The sequence below is a fragment of the Cedecea sp. Ae19-4 genome (assembly GCF_059801165.1).
The window spans coordinates 677,735-700,139 of sequence record NZ_JBCHWG010000001.1; the positions used below are offsets into that span (position 1 = coordinate 677,735).

The window sequence follows — 22,405 nt, forward strand, 5'->3', positions numbered from 1 at the left end:
GTTGAGCTATGTGAGGCCCTGCTGAGAAGTGAGCGAGCCGAAAGAAAAATATACGTGCTCCCACAGAGGGGAGCACGGTTCGAATCAGTACATTACTTTATGGCCGTACTGCTCCAGAATACCTTTCACCCGCTCCATCGTTTCCTTCTTCGGCGGGTGCACGCCATCCAGCTTGTATTCTTCGCCCATCGCCACCCACTTGTGTTTGCCCAGCTCGTGGTACGGCAGCAGCTCGATTTTTTCAACGTTGCCCATATCGCGGGTAAATTCCCCGAGTCGATGTGCAGAGTCGTCATCGTCAGACCAGCCCGGTACAACAACGTAGCGGATCCACACTTTAATGTCTTTTTTCGACAGATATTGCGCAAATTCAAGCGTGCGGTGGTTTGACACGCCCACCAGGTTTTGGTGGATTTCGTCGTTCATCTGCTTGAGATCGAGCATTACCAGGTCGGTGACTTCCAGCAGCTCATCAATCACCGGATCGTAGCGGCGAACAAAGCCGTTGGTGTCCAGGCAGGTATGAATCCCTTCTTTACGGCAGGCGCGGAACCAGTCACGTACGAACTCGGCCTGCAGAATAGCTTCGCCGCCGGATGCGGTAACGCCGCCGCCCGAGGCATTCATGAAGTGGCGATAGGTAACAACTTCTTTCATCAGCTCTTCTACCGTCACTTCTTTGCCACCGTGGGTGTCCCAGGTGTCGCGGTTGTGGCAGTAAAGGCAGCGCATCAGGCAGCCCTGAAAGAAGGTGATAAAACGGATACCGGGGCCGTCCACGGTACCGCAGGATTCAAAAGAGTGAATTCGTCCGATTGCTGACATTGCGGTGATCTCTCCAGATGTGGCCCGTCCAGGGCCTGTGTCGTGCACAGCTCAAGCCGGCTGTGTTAAGTCTGTTTTGACAGATACCCAGAGTATAGATAGCTGGCAAAGCAGGCTGAGGGTAGGGAGGTGAGTAAAAAGGCCCCACGGGAGTGGAGCCTTTATATAGTACGCTTCTTCAGTCTGACAAGGAATTAGATGGACTGAGTGAAGGTACGGGTAATAACGTCCTGCTGCTGCTCTTTAGTCAGCGAGTTGAAACGAACGGCATAACCGGATACGCGAATGGTCAGCTGAGGATATTTCTCAGGGTTTTCCATCGCATCCAGCAGCATTTCACGGTTCATTACGTTGACGTTCAGGTGCTGACCACCTTCGATGTTTGCTTCGTGGTGGAAGTAACCGTCCATCAGACCTGCAAGGTTGGTTTTACGCACGTCATCGTCTTTACCCAGCGCGTTTGGCACGATGGAGAAGGTATAAGAGATACCATCTTTCGCGTAGGCAAACGGCAGTTTAGCAACGGAGGTCAGAGAGGCAACGGCACCTTTCTGGTCACGACCGTGCATTGGGTTAGCGCCTGGACCGAACGGAGTACCTGCACGACGACCGTCTGGGGTGTTACCGGTTTTCTTACCATAAACCACGTTAGAGGTGATGGTCAGAACAGACTGGGTCGCGATAGCGCCACGGTAGGTGGTCAGTTTCTGAATTTTCTTCATGAAACGTTCTACCAGGTCAACGGCGATGTCATCTACGCGAGGATCGTTGTTACCGAACTGTGGATATTCACCTTCGATTTCGAAGTCGATAGCCAGACCGTCTTCGTCACGGATAGGTTTCACTTTCGCGTATTTGATTGCAGACAGGGAGTCAGCCGCAACGGACAGGCCAGCGATACCACAAGCCATGGTGCGAACAACGTCACGGTCGTGCAGAGCCATCAGAGACGCTTCGTAGCTGTATTTATCATGCATGTAGTGAATGATGTTCAGCGCGGTAACGTACTGTTTAGCCAGCCAGTCCATGAAGTGATCCAGACGATCCAACACATTGTCGTAGTCCAGAACGTCGGCAGTGATGGGGGCTTCTTTAGGACCAACCTGCATTTTCAGTTTTTCATCAACGCCGCCGTTGATAGCGTACAGCATGGTTTTCGCCAGGTTTGCACGAGCCCCGAAGAACTGCATTTGCTTACCAACGATCATCGGGCTTACGCAGCATGCGATAGCGTAGTCATCGTTGTTGAAGTCAGGACGCATCAGATCGTCATTCTCGTACTGCAGAGAAGAGGTATCGATGGAGACTTTAGCCGCGTATTTTTTGAAGTTCAGTGGCAGTTTTTCAGACCACAGAATGGTGATGTTTGGCTCCGGAGAAGGCCCCATGGTGTAAAGGGTGTTCAGGAAGCGGAAGCTGTTTTTGGTCACCAGAGTACGGCCATCAACGCCCATACCGCCGATAGATTCGGTTGCCCAGATTGGGTCGCCGGAGAACAGCTCATCATATTCAGGGGTACGCAGGAAGCGAACCATACGCAGTTTCATGACCAGGTGGTCAATCATTTCCTGAGCGTCTTGCTCGTTGATTTTGCCTGCTTTGATGTCGCGCTCGATGTAAGCATCCAGGAAGGTGGATACGCGACCGAAGGACATTGCAGCGCCGTTCTGAGATTTAACCGCAGCCAGGTAGCCGAAGTAAGTCCACTGAATAGCTTCCTGAGCGTTGGTAGCAGGACCGGAGATGTCGTAGCCATATTTGGCGGCCATCTCTTTGATCTGACCCAGCGCGCGGTGCTGTTCGGAGATTTCTTCACGCAGACGGATAGTTGCTTCCAGATCTTCACCGTTTTCCAGTTTGGTTTGCAGTGAGTTGAACTGAGCGAACTTGTCTTTCATCAGATAGTCGATACCGTACAGCGCAACGCGACGGTAGTCACCGATGATACGGCCACGGCCATAGGCATCTGGCAGACCGGTAATAACACCGGATTTACGGCAGTTCAGGATGTCTTTGGTGTAAACGTCAAACACGCCCTGGTTGTGGGTTTTGCGGTATTCGGTGAAGATCTTTTTCAGCATTGGGTCGAGTTCGCGACCGTATACTTTGCAAGAACCTTCGACCATTTTGATGCCGCCGAAAGGAATGATGGCACGTTTCAGAGGAGCATCGGTCTGCAGACCCACGATAGTTTCGAGGGACTTGTTGATGTAGCCCGCATCGTGAGCGGTGATGGTAGACGCGAGGTCGGTATCGAAGTCAACTGGCGCGTGAGTGCTGTTTTCCAGTTTGATGCCTTCCATCACGCTGTCCCACAGTTTGGTAGTTGCGTCGGTAGCACCTGCCAGGAAGGACTCGTCACCCTCGTAAGGGGTGTAGTTTTTCTGAATAAAGTCACGGACGTTAACTTCATTCTGCCAGTCGCCTTTAGCAAAACCTTCCCAGGCTGTGGCTAACTTTTCATTTTGCTCGGACATGTAACACCTACCTTTAATGTGGAGTTCTTAAACCTGCGTACTGACGGAGCTTAGTGCTTGTCGCCACCGCGCAGATAAATTACCCAGTATGTCAACCCAACCAGTAAACCTCCGCCGATGATGTTTCCGATGGTGACTGGAATCAGGTTATCGGTGATGAAGTTCAGCACGGTCAGATGCGAGAAACTTGCCGGAGAAGACCCTACGGCGGTCCAGAATTCCGGGCTGGCAAAGTCACGAACCACGATAGCCATCGGGATCATGAACATATTTGCGATGCTGTGCTCAAAGCCGCTGGCAACAAACATGGCAACCGGAAGGATCATAGCAAACATTTTGTCCATCAGGCTGCGGCCGGAGTAGCTCATCCAGACGGCGAGACACACCATCAGGTTTGCCAGAATGCCAAGGCAGACGGCCTCAACAAATGTGTGGTGCATTTTATGATCTGCGGTTTGCAGGACATTCAGTCCCCATGCGCCGTTGGCGGTCATATACATGCCGGACAGCCAGATCAGCAGCACAAAGAGTAGAGCACCGATCAGGTTACCGATGTAGACGTTAGCCCAGTTACGCAGTAGCTGGCCCCAAGTGATACGGCCGCTGGCTTTGGCTACGACGATAAGCACGGTGGAGGTGAAAAGGTCAGCACCGCAGATAACGCAAAGAATTAAACCCAGTGAGAAGCATGTGCCGCCAATCAGCTTGGCAATCCCAAACGGGATCGTGGATGTGCCTGTGGTGGCGGTGATGTAGAACACGAAGGCAATCGAAATGAAGACGCCGGCGGTAATCGCTAAGTAAAAGGTCGTTAGCGGTTGTTTCGTTGCTTTATAGACGCCAGCATCTTCGGCAATTTTTGCCATCGCTGGTGGAAGTACTAGATCAAAAGGGTTGTCAGCTTTCACACTAACTCTCTCTTATTTAATTCGGCGAGGAGATACTAACAAAGCATTATAGAGTAAAAATTGATGTGGATCATATCTCGCCAAGCTAATAGGCACTGAAAAAGCAGGTCTTTACCTGTTTTTCATCTTAATTTATTGATTATAAATGAAAAAATAAATTTTAATAATTATAGATAAAATTGAATTAAGAATCTCCCTTACGCGAAATTGGTTAATTATAATGGGGTATTTTTATATTTTGATAACATTATTGCCGCTGTCAAAAAATAACTATTTACCTGAAGTTAACCAAAAAATTACATAATAAATTATTATTGTTTCAATAATAAAAAGGGGCGCAAAAAGCGCCCCGTAATATAGCTCAGACAAGGTGCCGTGCGCACCAGGAAGTTGTCAGGAAATTACTTTACCTGCCAATATTTGGCTTTAGCGCGCTGTAATTTTTCGTACGCGGCCAGCAGCGCCTGATGCGCCGGGAAAGCTTTCAGATCTTTATCCACTGGCTGCAGCCCATAGAAGGCCGCTTCACCGCTCATTGCCGCGCTGGCGGCATCCACGGCTTCAGCCCCGTACATACGGACGAAAGCGTTCAGGTATTGCAGAGGCTCGCGCTCTTCTTCCTGTGACAACAGAAGCAGAGTTTGCAGGCAGCGGTAGTAGTTGGCACGCTCAGGACTAAAGATGGAAGCGTTGAACTCCATGGTCCATTCGGTCCAGATCAGTGCCTGCTCAAGATCGCCGCCCGCTAGCGCCAGCATGGCTTTCAGTTCGCCAATGCGCAGCGTGTACCAGCCGTTATCTTTCCCGGTAGCCAGGCCCAGTAATTCACGCACGCGGGTGAAATCATCGTGGCCTTCGTCGTCCAGTTGGGCAATCAGATCGAGGTAGTCTTGCTGCTCCCATTCGCTGTCCGGCAGCGCAAGAATTGTTTCACGCAGGTGGCTGCCCATGCTGTTGTTGGCCAGCAGCAGGTCGTCGGCAGGGTAAATATCAGACATGCCTGGGACGATAATACGGCAGGCGTAAACGTCTAAATGCTCGTAGTCGGCGATATACACTTCTTTATCTTCCGACTTGAAGATAGCCATCAGGGTAGCGAACTCTTCTTCCGTTGTGCCAGCAAAGCTCCAGTCAGCAAACGGGTAATCTGCATCCTGCTTGAACATATCCCAGGAAATCAGGCCGCTGGAATCGATGAAGTGTGTTTCCAGGTTCGCGTGTTCAGCGACTTCTTCATCGTCGAAGGTTGGCGGCGTAAAGACATCCAGATCTTTCAGGCCGCGCCCCTGCAGCAGCTCGGTGACGGTACGCTCCAGCGCTACGCCAAAATCAGGGTGCGCGCCGAAGGAAGCGAAACAGGTTCCGTTGGCCGGATTGAACAGCACGACGCAGATAACCGGGTACTTACCGCCCAGAGAACCGTCGTACGCAAAAATAGGGAAGCCTTCAGCTTCAAGCGTTTTAATGGACTCCACTACGCCCGGATAGCGGGCCAGCACATCCTGTGGGATCTCTGGCAGGCTGATGCTTTCTGCGATAATGCGGTTTTTGATATGACGCTCGAAGACTTCAGACAGACCCTGGACCCGTGCTTCATTAGCCGTGTTGCCCGCAGACATGCCGTTGGAGACGTACAGGTTACCAATGATGTTCATCGGGATATAAACAGTTTGCAGGTCTGACTGGCGGGTGAACGGCAGAGCACAAATACCGCGCTCTTCGTTCCCGGACTGCAGATCGATCAGCATCCCGGCGCCGACTTCGTTTTCCGGGTCGTAGAAAGCGCGCAGACGATCGTCGAGGATGCCCTCAGGCAGTTGGTCATCTTCCGGCAGCGGGAACCATTTCTCGTTCGGGTAATGCACGAACGGGCCGTTCGCAATCGTATCGCCCAGCCAGAAGTCGGCGAAGAAGTAGTTAGTCGACAGACGTTCAAAATATTCACCCAGCGCGGATGCCAGCGCGGCTTTTTTGGTCGCACCTTTACCGTTGGTGAAGCACAGGGCGCTGTCTTTGTCGCGGATATGCACCGACCAAACGTTGGGTACCGGGTTAAGCCAGGAGGCTTCTTCGATATTAAAACCGAGGTCGGTCAGCTTTTTCTGGAAGCGAGCGATGGAGTCTTCCAGGGCGGCATCTTTGCCGGGGATAAATGTCTGGGTCATGGGGTTCACTTTAATGGTACGCAAAACGCGCAATGATACGGGTTTTACCGGGCAGACGCTATCCTCCGCACGGTGCAGGCGACGCTAGCATAACAGGCTATGCCTGCTTACAGTAACTCGCGGTTATGGTAGTAAAATGACTGGCCGCCATTGGGCATGTCCGTCGTATTGCCTTGCCGTCGGAAATCGGGCAGTTTTTTCGCTTGCCGGAAGATTGTGTTGTGTGATTTTGCTCACATTGGTCTTCCGCGAGGGATTAACCATTGCAACACTGCGCCGCTGAATGATAAAACCGATAATGTAATAAAAACTTATTGCTCGAGGCGTGGTGAGGGGAAATGACACAGGTATACAATTTTAGTTCTGGTCCGGCGATGCTGCCGGCTGAAGTACTTCGTCGTGCACAACAGGAGCTGTGCGACTGGCACGGTCTGGGTACTTCCGTAATGGAAATTAGCCACCGTGGTAAAGAGTTTATTCAGGTCGCTGAAGAGGCGGAAAAAGATTTTCGCGATCTGCTGCAAATCCCCTCCAACTATAAAGTTTTATTCTGCCACGGCGGCGGGCGCGGTCAGTTTGCAGGCGTGCCGCTGAATATTCTCGGTGACAAAACCACGGCCGACTACATTGACGGCGGCTACTGGGCAAATAGCGCAATTAAAGAAGCGAAAAAATACTGCCAGCCGGTTGCCCATGACGTAAAAATCACCGTGGACGGTAAACGTGCTATCAAGCCAATGAGTGAATGGCTGGTATCTGATAACAGCGCATTTCTGCACTATTGTCCGAACGAGACAATTGACGGTATCTCAATCGATGAAACCCCAGATTTTGGTGATACCGTTGTTGCCGCCGATTTCTCTTCTACTATTTTGTCTCGCCCTATCGACGTTAGCCGTTTCGGCGTTATCTATGCTGGCGCACAGAAAAACATCGGCCCTGCCGGCCTGACGCTGGTTGTTGTTCGTGAAGATCTGCTAGGCAAGGCGCACAAAGCGTGTCCATCGATTATCGATTACACCGTGCTGAACGATAATGACTCAATGTTTAACACGCCGCCGACTTTTGCCTGGTATCTTGCAGGCCTGGTCTTTAAATGGCTGAAAGAGCAGGGCGGCGTTGCCTCGATGGATCGTATCAACCAGGCCAAGGCTGAGTTGCTGTACGGCGTGATTGATAACAGCGATTTCTATCGTAACGATGTTGCGGCTTCTAACCGCTCCCGGATGAACGTCCCGTTCCAACTTGCGGATAGCGCGCTGGACAAAGTGTTCCTTGACGAGTCCTTCGCTGCGGGCCTGCATTCCCTGAAAGGTCACCGCGTTGTGGGGGGGATGCGCGCCTCGATTTACAACGCGATGCCGCTCGATGGCGTCAAAGCGTTGACTGACTTCATGGTGGACTTCGAGCGTCGCCACGGTTAATTAATGCAGTAGCACTTCGCCCCGCGGCCCGTCTGCGGGGTTTTTATTCTGTTTGAGTTGAGAGTATTTTTCCCATGCTGGAATCCCTGACGTTACAACCCATCGCGCTGGTCGACGGCACCATTAATCTGCCAGGTTCAAAAAGCGTGTCTAACCGCGCGCTGCTCCTGGCCGCGCTGGCCAATGGCACCACGGTGCTGACCAATTTGCTGGATAGCGATGATATCCGCCATATGCTTAACGCGCTGAAGGCGTTGGGCGTGAGCTATACGCTTTCGGCGGATCGTACCCGTTGTGAAGTCACCGGCGTGGCCGGCCCTCTGCAGGCACAAGGTGAGCTGGAACTCTTTTTAGGGAATGCTGGCACCGCTATGCGTCCGCTGGCTGCAGCGTTGTGCCTCGGCAGTAACAACATTGTGCTGACCGGCGAGCCGCGTATGAAAGAGCGCCCAATCGGCCATCTTGTCGATGCGCTGCGCCAGGGGGGAGCGAACATTGAGTACCTTGAGCAAGAAAATTACCCGCCGCTGCGTCTGCGTGGCGGCTTTGGCGGCGGCAAGGTTGAAGTGGACGGCAGCGTATCCAGCCAGTTCCTGACCGCGCTACTGATGACCGCACCTCTGGCTGCACATGACACTGAAATCACCATTAAAGGCGAGCTGGTTTCCAAACCTTATATCGATATCACGCTGCATCTGATGAAAACTTTCGGCGTGGAAGTTGAAAACCGCGACTATCGCAGTTTCCTGATTCACGGCGCACAGCAGTATCAATCCCCAGGGGCTTACCTGGTAGAAGGTGATGCCTCCTCCGCCTCTTACTTCCTGGCCGCTGGGGCAATTAAAGGTGGCGTGGTCAAGGTTACCGGCATCGGGCGGAACAGCGTGCAGGGCGATATTCGCTTTGCTGATGTACTTGAGAAAATGGGCGCGAAAGTGACCTGGGGCGATGACTTCATTAGCTGTGAACGTGGTGAGCTAAACGCTATCGACATGGATATGAACCATATCCCGGATGCGGCAATGACTATCGCGACCGCGGCCCTGTTTGCTAAAGGCACGACCACGCTGCGTAACATCTATAACTGGCGCGTAAAAGAAACCGATCGCCTTAGCGCAATGGCGACGGAATTACGAAAAGTCGGTGCAGAAGTTGAAGAGGGCGAAGACTATATTAGCGTTACGCCACCGGCTAAGCTGACGTTTGCTGAAATCGGCACTTACAACGATCACCGTATGGCGATGTGTTTCTCGCTGGTGGCGTTATCCGATACGCCAGTGACGATTCTTGACCCAGGCTGCACGGCAAAAACCTTCCCTGATTATTTCGAGCAGTTAGCTCGCATCAGTACGCCTGTATAACGTTTGTAAAACCGCATCGTCTGATGCGGTTTTTCTTTCTCTCTACGATTCCTTACAACGCCCGTTGCGCAATTCTTCTACACTCAGCCTGATTCCCGTGGATATTTGCCTGGAAAGATAACAGTCCTGGCGGTTGCGGCGTATAATGCGCGGCGTTTACCACCCGCGAATCCAGCGATAGAGGAGAAAACGATGACGGCATCCGCCCCGGTAATAACGATTGATGGCCCAAGTGGCGCCGGTAAAGGCACGCTTTGTAAGGCCATGGCCGAAGCGCTGCAGTGGCATCTGCTGGACTCTGGTGCGATTTATCGCGTTCTGGCGCTCGCGGCGTTACATCACCATGTTGATGTGGCTTCCGAAGACGCGCTGGTGCCCCTTGCGGCCCACCTGGACGTTCGGTTTATTTCCACCGACGGCAATTTGGAAGTGATTCTCGAAGGGGAAGACGTTAGCGCTGAAATTCGCACTCAGGAAGTGGCAAACGCGGCTTCTCAGGTGGCCGCGTTCCCGCGTGTGCGCGAAGCCTTGCTGCGCCGCCAGCGAGCTTTCCGCGAAGCGCCGGGTCTGATTGCAGACGGCCGCGATATGGGGACCGTTGTGTTCCCGGATGCGCCGGTGAAAATTTTCCTTGATGCCTCCTCTGAAGAGCGCGCCCACAGGCGCATGCTACAGTTGCAGGAGAAGGGCTTTAGTGTTAACTTTGAGCGCCTTTTGGCCGAGATCAAGGAACGCGACGATCGCGACCGTAATCGGTCTGTAGCGCCGTTAGTGCCTGCTATAGATGCTTTAGTTCTGGATTCAACCAGTATGAGCATTGAGCAAGTGATTGAAAAAGCGCTACAATACGCCCGCGAAAAGCTGGCGCTCGCTTGAGATAGCGACCCATTTTGTAGTACCCCCGCTGCAATGGAGTGTGAGCGGGTATGTAAAACAACCCCATCCGGCATGAGGCCAGATGGACGTTAATCTAACTTTTGAAGATTAAACATGACTGAATCTTTTGCTCAACTATTTGAAGAATCCCTTAAAACAATCGAAACCCGTCCGGGTTCCATCGTTCGTGGTGTTGTTGTTGCTATCGACAAAGACGTCGTTCTGGTTGATGCGGGCCTGAAATCTGAATCTGCAATTCCCGCAGAGCAGTTCAAAAACGCAGCCGGCGAACTGGAAATCCAGGTTGGTGACGAAGTTGACGTTGCGCTGGACGCAGTAGAAGACGGCTTCGGTGAAACCCTGCTGTCCCGTGAAAAAGCTAAACGTCACGAAGCTTGGATCACGCTGGAAAAAGCTTACGAAGAAGCTGAAACTGTGGTTGGTGTTATCAACGGCAAAGTTAAAGGTGGCTTCACTGTTGAGCTGAACGGTATTCGTGCGTTCCTGCCAGGTTCCCTGGTTGACGTTCGTCCAGTTCGCGACACTCTGCACCTCGAAGGCAAAGAGCTTGAGTTCAAAGTGATCAAGCTGGACCAGAAACGCAACAACGTTGTTGTTTCCCGTCGTGCGGTTATCGAGTCTGAGAACAGCGCAGAGCGCGATCAGCTGCTTGAAAACCTGCAAGAAGGCATGGAAGTTAAAGGTATCGTTAAGAACCTCACTGACTACGGTGCATTCGTTGACCTGGGTGGCGTTGATGGCCTGCTGCACATCACCGATATGGCATGGAAACGCGTTAAGCATCCAAGCGAAATCGTGAACGTTGGCGACGAAATCACTGTTAAAGTGCTGAAGTTCGACCGCGAGCGTACTCGTGTTTCCCTCGGCCTGAAACAGCTGGGCGAAGATCCATGGGTAGCTATCGCTAAGCGTTATCCAGAAGGTACCAAACTGACTGGCCGCGTGACCAACCTGACCGACTACGGCTGCTTCGTTGAAATCGAAGAAGGCGTTGAAGGCCTGGTTCACGTTTCCGAAATGGATTGGACCAACAAAAACATCCACCCATCCAAAGTTGTTAACGTTGGTGATGTAGTGGAAGTTATGGTTCTGGATATCGACGAAGAACGTCGTCGTATCTCCCTGGGTCTGAAGCAGTGCAAAAACAACCCATGGCAGCAGTTCGCGGAAACCCACAACAAGGGTGACCGTGTTGAAGGTAAAATCAAGTCTATCACTGACTTCGGTATCTTCATCGGCCTGGACGGCGGCATCGACGGCCTGGTTCACCTGTCTGACATCTCCTGGAACGTTGCGGGCGAAGAAGCAGTACGTGAATACAAAAAAGGCGACGAAATTGCAGCCGTTGTTCTGCAGGTTGACGCAGAGCGTGAGCGTATCTCCCTGGGCGTTAAGCAGCTCGCAGAAGATCCGTTCAACAACTACGTTGCGCTGAACAAGAAAGGTACTATCGTTACTGGTAAAGTAACGGCAGTTGACGCGAAAGGTGCTACAGTTGAATTAGCAGATGGCGTAGAAGGCTACCTGCGTGCTTCTGAAGCTTCCCGTGACCGCGTTGAAGATGCAACTCTGGTTCTGAACGTTGGCGACGACGTTGAAGCTAAATTCACCGGCGTTGATCGTAAAAACCGTGTTGTTAGCCTGTCTGTTCGTGCTAAAGACGAAGCTGACGAGAAAGATGCAATTGCGACTGTTAACAACAAACAGGAAGAAGGCAACTTCTCTAACGCAATGGCTGAAGCATTCAAAGCAGCTAAAGGCGAGTAATCGTCCGAGCGTTGTATCCCGGCTTCTGCCAGGGTATAAAATCAGGGCGGCTTCGGCCGCCCTTGTTCGATTGAGAGCTGTAAGCTAATTTTCCTGAAAGGAAACCGGAGGAATCATGACCAAGTCAGAATTGATCGAAAGACTTGCAACCCAGCAATCTCACATCCCTGCAAAAGCAGTAGAAGATGCGGTGAAGGAAATGCTGGAGCATATGGCCTCTACGCTCGCCGAGGGTGAACGTATTGAAATCCGGGGTTTCGGCAGTTTCTCCTTACACTATCGCGCTCCTCGCACCGGACGTAACCCGAAAACCGGCGACAAAGTGGATCTGGAAGGTAAATACGTTCCACACTTTAAGCCAGGCAAAGAGTTGCGTGACCGCGCCAATATTTACGGCTAATTCCTTAGAGTTAGCAAAAATGGCACCTCAAATGAGGTGCCATTTTTTTTCTGATTTTGCTATTTTGCGAGCGCCTTCCTGAAGGCTAACGCAATATTGTTAAGCCGGACTCATCGGCGTTCAAGCCATCACGTATTTCTCCAATTGCTTCCTGATTTAATCTCAAGATTCCCGCACACTTCCTGTAACAAGGAGGTGGATGTGTTTTCTATTCCTGCCGTTGCTGGCGCCGTTCTGATTAGCGCTTTACCACTGTTATGGCTGCCGGTTATTCCAGAACAAAATGGGATTTTACTGTTCGTGGCGGCTGCACTGACATTGGCCTGTTTTTGGGGCCGTATCGTTTGGGTGCGCTATCTGGTGCTTTGCCTTTTATTCTTGAGCTGGAGCCTGTTGGGTGCGCGGCAAATGCTGGATATGTTCTCTGAGTTTGGGGAGAAACCGCTGACCGTGCAGGTGAAAATTACGAGAAGTGATGGCGAAAAACGGCATGAACTGCAGATAGTCAAACGGGATGATCGTTACCTGTTTCCTGCGCCAGGCGTTGTATTGCGAAATAGCGTATTACCTGAGCCTGTTTGTGAGGGGCAAACATGGTTAATGACGCTACGCCTTCGCCCGGTACATGGGCGTCTTAATGAAGGTATTTTTGACGGACAGCGCTATGCGCTTTCGCAGATGCTGCCGTTTAGTGGTCGGGTGTTGAAAGCAAGCCTTCTATCGGGCGGCTGTAATCTTCGAGGTAAATGGCTCCAACAAGCCAAAAATGCTACCGCTAATCTCCCGTGGCAGGGTGTGATTATCGCTCTGGGCTTTGGGGAGCGAATAGATGTCAGCGAAGACGTCAAAAAAATCATGCGTGATACCGGGACTGCACATCTGATGGCCATTTCTGGGCTGCATATTGCGTTAGCCGGTGGGATTGGCTGGCTGTTTGCTCGGGTTCTGCAATTTTGCCTGCCAGCTTCGATGATAGGGTTTCGTTTTCCCCTGGGGATGAGTTTTAGCGTCGCGCTATTTTACACCTGGCTGTCAGGGATGAATCCGCCGGCGGTCAGAACCCTGGTTGGAATGGGCATTTGGGCAATATTACGTCTGAGCGGCAGAAAGTGGTCATCCTGGGATGTGTTGTTGTGCTGTGTCGCGGGCATTGTGTTTAGCGAACCGATGGCTATTTTGTCTGAAAGTCTTTGGCTTTCCGCGCTTGCGGTATGCGGGCTTATCTTTTGGTACCAGTGGGTGCCGCTGCCTCGCATAACGATAAATCGCTGGCTTCGGCCTTTTGTCGATCTGCTTTATTTGCAAACAGGCATTACGCTGTTGCTCATTCCACTTCAGGTGATTTTATTTCACGGCATCAGTATGACTTCGCTGGCCGCTAATCTCTTCGCTGTGCCGTTGATTACCTTCGTTAGCGTGCCTTTCATTTTAGCCGGTATGGTGTTCGGAGAAGTCCCTGTCATAGGCGAGGTGCTTTGGTCACTGGCCGATAAATCACTTGCAGGCGTATTCGGGTTACTGGCTGGGTTGCCGGATGGGTGGAAAGAACTCGATCGCCGTTATCAATTTCTGGCGTTCATTGCCTGGTGGGCCATAGTGATATGGCGATTCGGTTTTTGGCGAAGCTCTTTCGCTACGGCAGCAGCAGTGTTGCTTATGATGATGTTTCCCTTTTGGCGTAAGCCGGAGGCAAATAGCTGGGCCGTCCATATGCTTGATGTGGGGCATGGGCTTGCCGTGGTTATTGAGCGTGAAGGGAAAGCGTTACTCTACGACACGGGCAACGCATGGCCAGGGGGAGACGCGGCTAAAACCGTGATTATTCCCTGGTTAAAATGGCGAAACCTTCAGCCTGAGCAGGTCATTATTAGCCATGAACATCTTGATCATATCGGCGGCTTGAAAAGTCTTAAGCAGCAGTGGCCTGCTTTAAATATTCGTAGTCCTTTACGCTGGAAGGGGCATGAGCCTTGCTTTCGTGGTCAACAATGGGCATGGCAGGAGATTCAATTCGATGTGCTGTGGCCACCCGAAGAGTATGAGGGAAGCAGCAACAATCGCTCTTGTGTGGTTAAAGTTAGTCACGGAGGATTTAGCCTTTTGCTTACGGGGGACCTGGAGGCGAATGCAGAATTGGCTATGCTGAGAAAACGGTGGCAAACGCTAGAAGCAAACGTCCTGCAGGTTCCACATCACGGGAGCCGAACTTCGTCCAGCGGTCCTTTACTGAGAGCCGTTTCAGGCAGCGTGGCACTGGCTTCTGCTTCCAGGTTTAACGCCTGGCGCCTACCGTCTTCAACAATTATTCATCGTTATCAGCAATACGGTTATCAGTGGCATGACACGGCACAATCAGGGCAGCTGACAATTGAAATAAAAGGTGATAAATGGCAAATCTCTGGCTTCAGAGAACAAATATTGCCCCGTTGGTATCATCAGTGGTTTGGCGTCACCCGAGATAATGGGTAGAATATGCGGCTATTTCATAAAAGGCTGGTTCGACTTAATGCAGAACGATAAAGATCTCTCCACATGGCAGACTTTCCGCCGGCTCTGGCCGATGATTTCCCCCTTTAGAACGGGTCTGATTGTGGCTGGGATAGCGTTAATCCTCAATGCGGCGAGTGATACTTACATGCTTTCGCTGCTTAAACCATTACTGGATGATGGTTTTGGTAAAACGGACTCTTCTGTACTGCTATGGATGCCAGTGGCCGTGATTGCGTTGATGCTGCTGCGCGGCGTGACCAGCTATGTTTCAAGCTACTGTATTTCATGGGTGTCAGGTATGGTGGTCATGAACATGCGTCGCCGACTGTTCAGCCACATGATGGGGATGCCGGTTTCATTCTTCGACCAGCAGTCCACCGGGACGTTACTCTCCCGTATTACCTATGATTCTGAGCAGGTTGCCTCTTCCTCTTCCGGCGCGCTGATCACCGTTGTCCGTGAGGGAGCATCAATTATTGGCCTGTTTATATTGATGTTCTGGTACAGCTGGCAGCTTTCAGTGATCCTGATCGTGTTGGCACCGGTTGTGTCTTTTGCCATTCGCTTTGTCTCTAAGCGCTTCCGTAATATCAGCAAAAACATGCAGAACACCATGGGGCAGGTGACAACCAGCGCAGAGCAGATGCTGAAGGGGCACAAAGAAGTGCTTATTTTCGGTGGCCAGCAGGTAGAAACCGATCGCTTTGACAAAGTCAGTAACCGCATGCGTAATCAGGGGATGAAGCTGGTTTCAGCCTCTTCTATCTCTGATCCGATTATTCAGCTTATTGCTTCCCTTGCGTTGGCCTTTGTGCTTTATGCCGCCAGCTTCCCTAGCGTGATGGAAACCCTGACAGCCGGCACCATTACCGTGGTGTTCTCCTCCATGATTGCGCTAATGCGTCCGCTTAAGTCACTGACTAACGTCAACGCTCAATTCCAGCGCGGGATGGCTGCGTGCCAAACGCTGTTCTCTATCCTTGACTCTGAGCAGGAAAAGGACGGTGGCAAACTGGTCATCGATCGTTCTAAAGGTGACGTTGAATTCCGCAATGTGACCTTCACCTATCCAGGCCGTGATGTCCCTGCGCTGCGCAATATCAACCTGACCATTCCAGCAGGAAAAACCGTTGCGCTGGTAGGGCGTTCAGGTTCGGGTAAATCGACGATTGCCAGCCTGATCACGCGTTTCTACGAGCAGCAGGAAGGTGCCATCCTGATTGACGGGCACGACATACGCGAATACACCCTTGCGTCTCTGCGTAATCAGGTGGGGCTGGTGTCGCAAAATGTTCATCTCTTTAACGATACCGTGGCGAATAATATTGCCTACGCCCGTACCGGCGAGTATTCCCGTGAAGATATCGAAAAGGCCGCGCGCATGGCTTACGCGATGGACTTCATTAGCAAAATGGATAACGGGCTGGATACCATTATCGGTGAAAATGGTGTACTGCTGTCTGGTGGCCAGCGTCAGCGTATCGCTATCGCTCGCGCGCTGCTGCGTGACAGCCCCATCCTGATCCTGGATGAAGCAACCTCTGCGCTCGACACTGAGTCGGAGCGCGCGATTCAATCTGCCCTGGATGAACTGCAAAAAAACCGCACATCACTGGTGATTGCTCACCGTCTGTCGACGATTGAGCAGGCTGATGAAATCGTGGTGGTGGAAGATGGTTGTATCGTCGAACGCGGGCCTCACCTGGAGCTGCTGGCCCATCGTGGCGTCTATGCCCAGCTACATAAGATGCAATTCGGCGAATGATAGAGCGTATCTGGTCGGGAAAATCACCTCTCTACCTGCTGCTGTTGCCGCTTTCCTGGCTTTATGGCCTGGTGAGCGGCGTTATTCGCCTGTCTTACCGTATTGGTCTGCGTGCCATATGGCGTGCTCCTGTACCTGTGGTGGTCGTTGGAAACCTGACGGCGGGGGGAAACGGGAAAACCCCCGTTGTTATCTGGCTTGTGGAACAGCTACAGCAGCGTGGCGTGCGAGTTGGCGTTGTGTCCCGGGGCTACGGCGGAAAAGCGGCAGCGTACCCTTTACTGCTTGACGCAAAAACCACACCTTCCGAAGCGGGAGACGAACCGGTACTTATTTTTCAACGCACCGGAGCGCCCGTCGCCGTTGCACCAAAGCGTAGCGAGGCTGTAAAAGCCCTCATCGCGGCTGAAGCTCCGCAAATCATCATTACCGACGATGGCTTGCAGCATTATGCTCTAGGGCGTGATAAAGAAATCGTTGTGATCGACGGGGCCCGCAGATTCGGTAATGGCTGGTGGTTACCTGCCGGGCCAATGCGCGAAAGAGCCGGGCGTCTGCGCAGCGTGGACGCAATTATCGTCAATGGTGGGGAACCGCAGGCTGGTGAAATCGCCATGCGCTTGAAGCCCGGGCTCGCCATTAACGTACTCACCGGTGAACGCCGGCCGGTCACTGATTTTACTGACGTTGTGGCTATGGCCGGTATTGGCCATCCGCCGCGTTTCTTTGCCACGCTTGCGCAATGCGGTATTACGCCGGTGAAAACCGTTGCGCTGGCCGATCATCAGGCAATTACCGAACAGGATATGTTAGCTATCGCGACGGCGGAGCAAGTCGTACTGATGACGGAAAAAGATGCAGTAAAATGCCGTGCGTTTGCCGGGGGGCATACAAACTGGTGGTATCTGCCGGTTGATGCGCAGCTTGATTCACCTCTCGCGGAAACTCTCCTCAAGCAATTACTGGCGCTGGTGCGTTAATCTCTGCGGCACCGGTTTTTCGTTCGTTGATTACAGGTGTGCCATGACCGTTTCACAACTTTCATTACGAGCAGCCCGAAATCTCCACCTTGCGGCCCAGGGATTACTTCAAAAGCCTCGTCGTCGTGCACGGCCCTCTGACGTTGCCGACGCGATTTCCCGCATGTCGCTGCTGCAAATTGACACCATTAATATTGTTGCCCGCAGCCCTTACCTCGTCTTGTTCAGTCGCCTTGGGCAGTATGAATCCGGCTGGCTTGATAGCGCCCTGGCGAGCGGAGAGCTAATCGAATACTGGGCGCATGAAGCCTGTTTTTTGCCGAAAAAAGATTTTGCGCTCATTCGCCACCGGATGCTGAGCCCTGAAAACATGGGCTGGAAATACCGTCCCGAATGGATGAATGAGCATGCGGAAGATATCAGCCAACTGCTCGCTTATATCAAAGACAATGGCCCCGTCCGTTCAGCTGATTTTGAGCATCCACGCAAAGGCACGAGCGGCTGGTGGGAATGGAAGCCACAGAAAAAACATCTTGAGGGGTTATTTACCGCCGGACAGGTGATGGTGACGGAACGGCGTAATTTTCAAAGAGTTTACGATTTAACCCAGCGCGTTATGCCGCACTGGAACGATGCCTTGCATCTGATTGAGCAGCCCGAGGCTGAGTTACTCATGCTGGAAAACAGCGCCCGTAGCCTGGGGATCTTCCGTCCGGAATGGCTCGCTGATTACTACCGACTGAAAAATATTGCGTTAAAGCCCCTGATAGAAAGCTGGCTTTCATCGGGCAATGTCATTCGCGTCCAGGCCGATAAACTGGGCGATATGCTGCTGCATCATTCGCTGCTACCGCTGCTTGAAAAAGCGCAGCAAAATCAGCTTAACGCTACCCACAGCGCCGTGCTTTCACCGTTTGACCCGGTCGTTTGGGATCGTCGCAGAGCAGAGGTGCTGTTTAACTTTTCCTATCGACTGGAATGCTATACCCCAGCGGAAAAGCGTCGCTATGGTTATTTTGTTTTACCGCTGCTGCACAAAGGGGCGCTGGTGGGCAGGATAGACGCCAAAATGCACCGTAAGCAGGGGGAGCTGGAGGTCATAAGCCTCTATCTGGAAGAGGGCATAAAAATCACCGACGCCTTGCAGGCAGGTCTGCGTGGTGCACTGACGGAATTTGCGCGATGGCAATCCGCGACGCATCTTACCCTGGGTATTTTGCCCGCAGAATTAAGAGAAAGCTGGGGTACTGGCTGGGAAATGGCCCCGGCTGGCTAGTCATTTATGCTATTCTGGTGCCGTTGATGCACTCATCTGGAGTAATTATGGAAAGTCGTTTACTTGAAATCATTGCCTGCCCGGTCTGTAACGGCAAGCTCTACTATAACCAGGAAAAGCAAGAGCTTATCTGCAAGCCTGATGGCCTGGCATACCCGCTGCGTGATGGCATTCCAGTTCTGCTGGAAAGTGAAGCCCGGACGCTGACTTCAGACGAGACCAACCCATGAGTTTTGTCGCCATTATTCCCGCTCGCTATGCGTCCACGCGTCTGCCGGGTAAGCCTTTAAAAGAGATTAACGGCAAAGCAATGGTGCTGCATGTTCTGGACCGCGCGCGCGAATCAGGTGCTGAGCGTATCATTGTCGCGACCGATCACCCGGAAGTTGCACGAGTCGTCGAAGCTGCGGGAGGGGAAGTCTGCCTGACCAGCCCCGATCATCAGTCCGGCACTGAACGCCTGGCAGAAGTTATTGAGAAATGTGGCTTCAGCGACGACACGGTAATCGTGAACGTGCAGGGCGATGAGCCAATGATCCCCCCGGTGATTATTCAGCAGGTTGCGAACAACGTCGCGAACAGCAAAGCTGGCATGGCGACCCTCGCAGTACCCATTGAATCTGCGGAAGAAGCGTTTAATCCGAATGCGGTAAAAGTGGTCATGGATGCGCAGGGCTACGCGCTTTATTTCTCACGCGCCACGATTCCGTGGGATCGCGAGCGTTTTGCCGCTTCACGTGAAGAGATTGGCGATACCTTCCTGCGTCATATAGGCATCTATGGCTACCGCGCTGGTTTCATCCGTCGCTACGTCAGCTGGGCACCGAGCCAGCTTGAACAAATCGAAATGCTTGAACAGCTGCGCGTCTTGTGGAACGGCGAAAAAATACATGTTGCCGTGGCGAAGGCCATCCCAAGTATTGGTGTGGATACGCCCGAAGATCTTGAACGCGTCCGTCTCGCAATGCGCTAATTCACCTTCAGCGTGAACAATCAAACCGGCTAACCAGGCCGGTTTTTCTTTTTCTGAAACCCAATTGATCTGGAGTGGTGACAACTTCGCCTGGTGCGCTCATTATTAAATCAACAGTATTACCAGGGGAAATCGGTATGGAATTGCTGCGTAAGGAGCTAAGTCACCTGCTGGGTGAGAAGTTAAGCCGTATTGAGTGCATTAGCGAACATGCGGAAACTGCACTTTGGTCGCTCTATGACAGCGGCGGCCACGCAATGCCGCTGCTCGCCAAAAGCTTTACCTCGCCGGGCCTGGCGACTCAATTGGCCTGGAAAATGTCGATGCTGGCGCGTTCAGGCACCGTCCGCATGCCGGTGGTCTACGGCGTGTTGACTCACGAAGAACATCCTGGCCCGGACGTTTTACTGATGGAGCGCCTGCGAGGGGTTCCCGGTGAAGCACCAACCCGAACGCCTAACCGCTGGGAGCAGCTCAAAGACCAGATTGTTGAGGGGCTCTTAGCCTGGCATCGCGTGGACAGCAGCGGCTGTGTGGGAAACGTCGACAGCACTCAGGAAAACATCTGGCCGCACTGGTACCGCCAGCGAGTCGAAGTGCTCTGGACTACGCTCAATCAGTATCAGAACACCGGGTTAACCATGCAGGATAAACGTATTCTGTTTCGTACCCGAGAATGTCTGCCGCGTATGTTCGAAGACTTCAGCGATAACTGCGTGCTTATTCACGGCAATTTTTCCCTTCGCAGCATGCTCAAGGATTCTCGTAGCGATCAATTGCTGGCGATGGTTAACCCCGGGGTTATGCTTTGGGCGCCGCGAGAATATGAGCTGTTTCGCCTGGCTGAGCCAGGTCAGGCCGAAAGCCTGCTTTGGCACTATTTGCAGCGCGCCCCGGTTGCCGAATCTTTCCTCTGGCGGCGCTGGCTATATGTGCTGTGGGATGAGGTAGCACACCTGCTGCAAACCGGCCGACTGAACCGGCCGGTGTTTGACAACGCCTCTAAGTCATTGCTGCCCTGGCTCTCCTGAAGGGCCTTTCAGCCACTGCCACAGGCGCCCGAGGGTTTCATAGCCCACGCGCTCGCTGTGCATCAGCCATACCGGGTCGGGGATAGCCTTTTCCCACGGATTCAGCGGAGAGGTTATCGCCAACTGGTTAGCCGGGGCAGGGAGAGGATGCAGCCCGGCCCGGGTGAAGAAGATCATCGCCCGTGGCAGGTGAGAAGCTGACGTCACCAGAATAAACGGCTGCTGGCCTATCAGCTTCGCGACGGCATGGGCTTCCTCTTCTGTGTCTTTTGGTGTGTCCAGCGTAATGATGTCGTCTCTGGCAACGCCGAGGCTTTCCGCAACCCTGGCACCAGCTTCTGCGGTACTGACGGGGTTGGTCATTGCTCTGGCTCCGGTAAAGATAAGTTTTGCCCCCGGATTGAGCTGTTTCAGACGAATCGCTTCGGCGAGTCGCGGTAAACTGTTGTCGATCAGATTTGAGCTGGGGGCCCAGTCCGGGTTCCAGGTATAACCGCCGCCCAGCACAACGATGTAGCGGGCGTTGTCTCCGTGTTGGCGAGTGGCGTAGGTGTCTTCGATAGGCTTTAGCATCCAGTCTGCGACGGGCTGCAGGCTAATCAGAAAAAGCACCAGCCAGCTGGCCGTGAGTAACCCTTTGGCCGTTTTTTGCCAGCGGGTAAACCACAGCAGTGCCAGAGCCACGCCCATGGTTAACAGCAGGAATGGCAGGGGAAGCAGCAGCCCGCCAATGATTTTTTTCAGTATAAAAAGCATGAAATTCGGATCCTTTTTAACCATCCAGCAGGTAAACCCCCGTGATATTACACCAGATGGGTTCATTCTCGTCCCGCCTGTGCCAAAATAGCGGTTTTGTCAGATGACCTCTTTTGCCACGGAGCTGTACCCATGGGTGACCGCAATTTTGACGATATTGCCGAGAAGTTTTCGCACAATATCTATGGCACAACCAAAGGCCAGTTGCGGCAGGCGATTCTCTGGCAGGATCTGGATGCTTTTCTGGCGACACAGCCCGCAACCTTAAAGGTGTTGGACGCCGGCGGTGGGGAGGGGCAAACGGCCACCCGTTTTGCTGAGCGGGGGCATGAGGTCGTGCTTTGCGATGTGTCCGCCGAAATGATTGCGCGTGCAAAAATGCTCGCTCAGGAGAAAGGTGTGAGCGACAACATGCATTTTGTACAATCTGCCGCTCAGGATATGGCTCAACATTTGGAAAGCCCGGTTGATCTGATATTGTTTCATGCGGTGCTTGAGTGGGTCACCGATCCTCAGGCCGTGCTAAAAGCGCTTTGGGATTGTTTGCGTCCCGGCGGCACTTTGTCGCTAATGTTCTACAATGCAAACGGCCTGCTGATGCGAAACATGTTTGTCGGAAACTTCGAATATGTACTGCAGGGGATGAAAAAAAATAAGCGCAAAACCCTTTCGCCCGACAATCCGCTGCAGCCAGAACAGGTTTATCACTGGCTGGAGCAAATTGGCTGGCAAATTACCGGTAAAACCGGCGTGCGGGTGTTTCACGATTACCTGCGAGATAAACACAAACAACGAGATGGTTTTGACGATTTGCTGACGCTGGAGACGCGTTATTGTCGGCAGGAGCCGTTTATCAGTCTCGGCCGCTATATTCACGTAACCGCGTTTAAGCCGCAGAGCCAAGGATAAA

18 protein-coding genes are annotated in these 22,405 nt (G+C 52.5%); 13 read left to right on the forward strand and 5 right to left on the reverse strand.

Annotation, left to right across the window (positions count from 1 at the left end; genetic code table 11):
* Positions 1-84: 84 nt before the first annotated feature.
* The 4 genes from pflA to ycaO all read right to left on the reverse strand — a co-directional run bounded on the left by pflA (position 85) and on the right by ycaO (position 6,375).
* Entirely contained in the window at positions 85-825 is a 741-nt protein-coding gene (gene pflA, locus AAIE02_RS03155; RefSeq protein ID WP_008461164.1) for a pyruvate formate lyase 1-activating protein, read from the reverse strand.
* Positions 826-1,019: 194 nt separating this feature from the next.
* The gene (gene pflB, locus AAIE02_RS03160) at positions 1,020-3,302 is read right to left on the reverse strand and encodes a formate C-acetyltransferase (RefSeq protein WP_008461167.1); all 2,283 of its coding nucleotides are present in this window, start codon (positions 3,300-3,302) and stop codon (positions 1,020-1,022) included.
* Between the two features lie 50 nt (positions 3,303-3,352).
* On the reverse strand, positions 3,353-4,210 hold the full coding sequence (focA, locus tag AAIE02_RS03165) for a formate transporter FocA (protein ID WP_008461168.1): 858 nt from the start codon (positions 4,208-4,210) through the stop codon (positions 3,353-3,355).
* A gap of 401 nt (positions 4,211-4,611) precedes the next feature.
* Positions 4,612-6,375 (reverse strand): 30S ribosomal protein S12 methylthiotransferase accessory factor YcaO, encoded by a 1,764-nt coding sequence (gene ycaO / locus AAIE02_RS03170; protein WP_008461170.1) that lies wholly within the window; start codon positions 6,373-6,375, stop codon positions 4,612-4,614.
* A 338-nt stretch (positions 6,376-6,713) separates the two neighbouring features.
* Between ycaO and serC the strand changes: the two genes are divergently transcribed.
* The 12 genes from serC to AAIE02_RS03230 all read left to right on the forward strand — a co-directional run bounded on the left by serC (position 6,714) and on the right by AAIE02_RS03230 (position 20,739).
* Positions 6,714-7,799, forward strand: coding sequence for a 3-phosphoserine/phosphohydroxythreonine transaminase (serC, locus tag AAIE02_RS03175; protein WP_166995492.1), 1,086 nt, complete (start codon positions 6,714-6,716; stop codon positions 7,797-7,799).
* A 77-nt stretch (positions 7,800-7,876) separates the two neighbouring features.
* Positions 7,877-9,160, forward strand: a complete 1,284-nt coding sequence (aroA, locus tag AAIE02_RS03180) for a 3-phosphoshikimate 1-carboxyvinyltransferase (RefSeq protein ID WP_498532650.1) — start codon at positions 7,877-7,879, stop codon at positions 9,158-9,160.
* Between the two features lie 192 nt (positions 9,161-9,352).
* Positions 9,353-10,036, forward strand: a complete 684-nt coding sequence (gene cmk / locus AAIE02_RS03185; protein ID WP_008461178.1) for a (d)CMP kinase — start codon at positions 9,353-9,355, stop codon at positions 10,034-10,036.
* A gap of 114 nt (positions 10,037-10,150) precedes the next feature.
* Positions 10,151-11,824 (forward strand): 30S ribosomal protein S1, encoded by a 1,674-nt coding sequence (gene rpsA / locus AAIE02_RS03190; protein WP_008461180.1) that lies wholly within the window; start codon positions 10,151-10,153, stop codon positions 11,822-11,824.
* Positions 11,825-11,939: 115 nt separating this feature from the next.
* Positions 11,940-12,224, forward strand: a complete 285-nt coding sequence (ihfB, locus tag AAIE02_RS03195) for an integration host factor subunit beta (protein ID WP_008461182.1) — start codon at positions 11,940-11,942, stop codon at positions 12,222-12,224.
* 201 nt (positions 12,225-12,425) lie between these two features.
* Entirely contained in the window at positions 12,426-14,693 is a 2,268-nt protein-coding gene (locus AAIE02_RS03200) for a ComEC family protein (protein ID WP_498531958.1), read from the forward strand.
* A 37-nt stretch (positions 14,694-14,730) separates the two neighbouring features.
* Entirely contained in the window at positions 14,731-16,479 is a 1,749-nt protein-coding gene (gene msbA / locus AAIE02_RS03205; RefSeq protein ID WP_166995496.1) for a lipid A ABC transporter ATP-binding protein/permease MsbA, read from the forward strand.
* Positions 16,476-17,459 carry a tetraacyldisaccharide 4'-kinase gene (gene lpxK / locus AAIE02_RS03210; protein WP_166995498.1) on the forward strand — a complete coding sequence of 328 codons (984 nt, stop codon included), beginning with the start codon at positions 16,476-16,478 and terminating at the stop codon, positions 17,457-17,459. The genes msbA and lpxK overlap by 4 nt, the downstream gene beginning before the upstream one ends.
* A gap of 43 nt (positions 17,460-17,502) precedes the next feature.
* On the forward strand, positions 17,503-18,735 hold the full coding sequence (locus AAIE02_RS03215) for a winged helix-turn-helix domain-containing protein (protein WP_498531959.1): 1,233 nt from the start codon (positions 17,503-17,505) through the stop codon (positions 18,733-18,735).
* 47 nt (positions 18,736-18,782) lie between these two features.
* Positions 18,783-18,965: a protein YcaR gene (gene ycaR, locus AAIE02_RS03220; protein ID WP_008461191.1), complete on the forward strand. Its 183-nt coding sequence runs from the start codon at positions 18,783-18,785 to the stop codon at positions 18,963-18,965.
* Positions 18,962-19,708, forward strand: coding sequence for a 3-deoxy-manno-octulosonate cytidylyltransferase (gene kdsB, locus AAIE02_RS03225; RefSeq protein WP_008461192.1), 747 nt, complete (start codon positions 18,962-18,964; stop codon positions 19,706-19,708). The genes ycaR and kdsB overlap by 4 nt, the downstream gene beginning before the upstream one ends.
* A 137-nt stretch (positions 19,709-19,845) precedes the next feature.
* Entirely contained in the window at positions 19,846-20,739 is an 894-nt protein-coding gene (locus tag AAIE02_RS03230) for a YcbJ family phosphotransferase (protein WP_166995503.1), read from the forward strand.
* On the opposite strand, the gene elyC is transcribed toward AAIE02_RS03230, so the two are convergent.
* Entirely contained in the window at positions 20,716-21,495 is a 780-nt protein-coding gene (elyC, locus tag AAIE02_RS03235; protein ID WP_166995504.1) for an envelope biogenesis factor ElyC, read from the reverse strand. The two genes, AAIE02_RS03230 and elyC, sit on opposite strands and share 24 nt — an antisense overlap.
* A gap of 132 nt (positions 21,496-21,627) precedes the next feature.
* Here elyC and cmoM point away from each other — a divergent pair, with 132 nt between their 5' ends.
* Positions 21,628-22,404 (forward strand): tRNA uridine 5-oxyacetic acid(34) methyltransferase CmoM, encoded by a 777-nt coding sequence (cmoM, locus tag AAIE02_RS03240; protein ID WP_039301582.1) that lies wholly within the window; start codon positions 21,628-21,630, stop codon positions 22,402-22,404.
* Position 22,405: the final 1 nt, after the last annotated feature.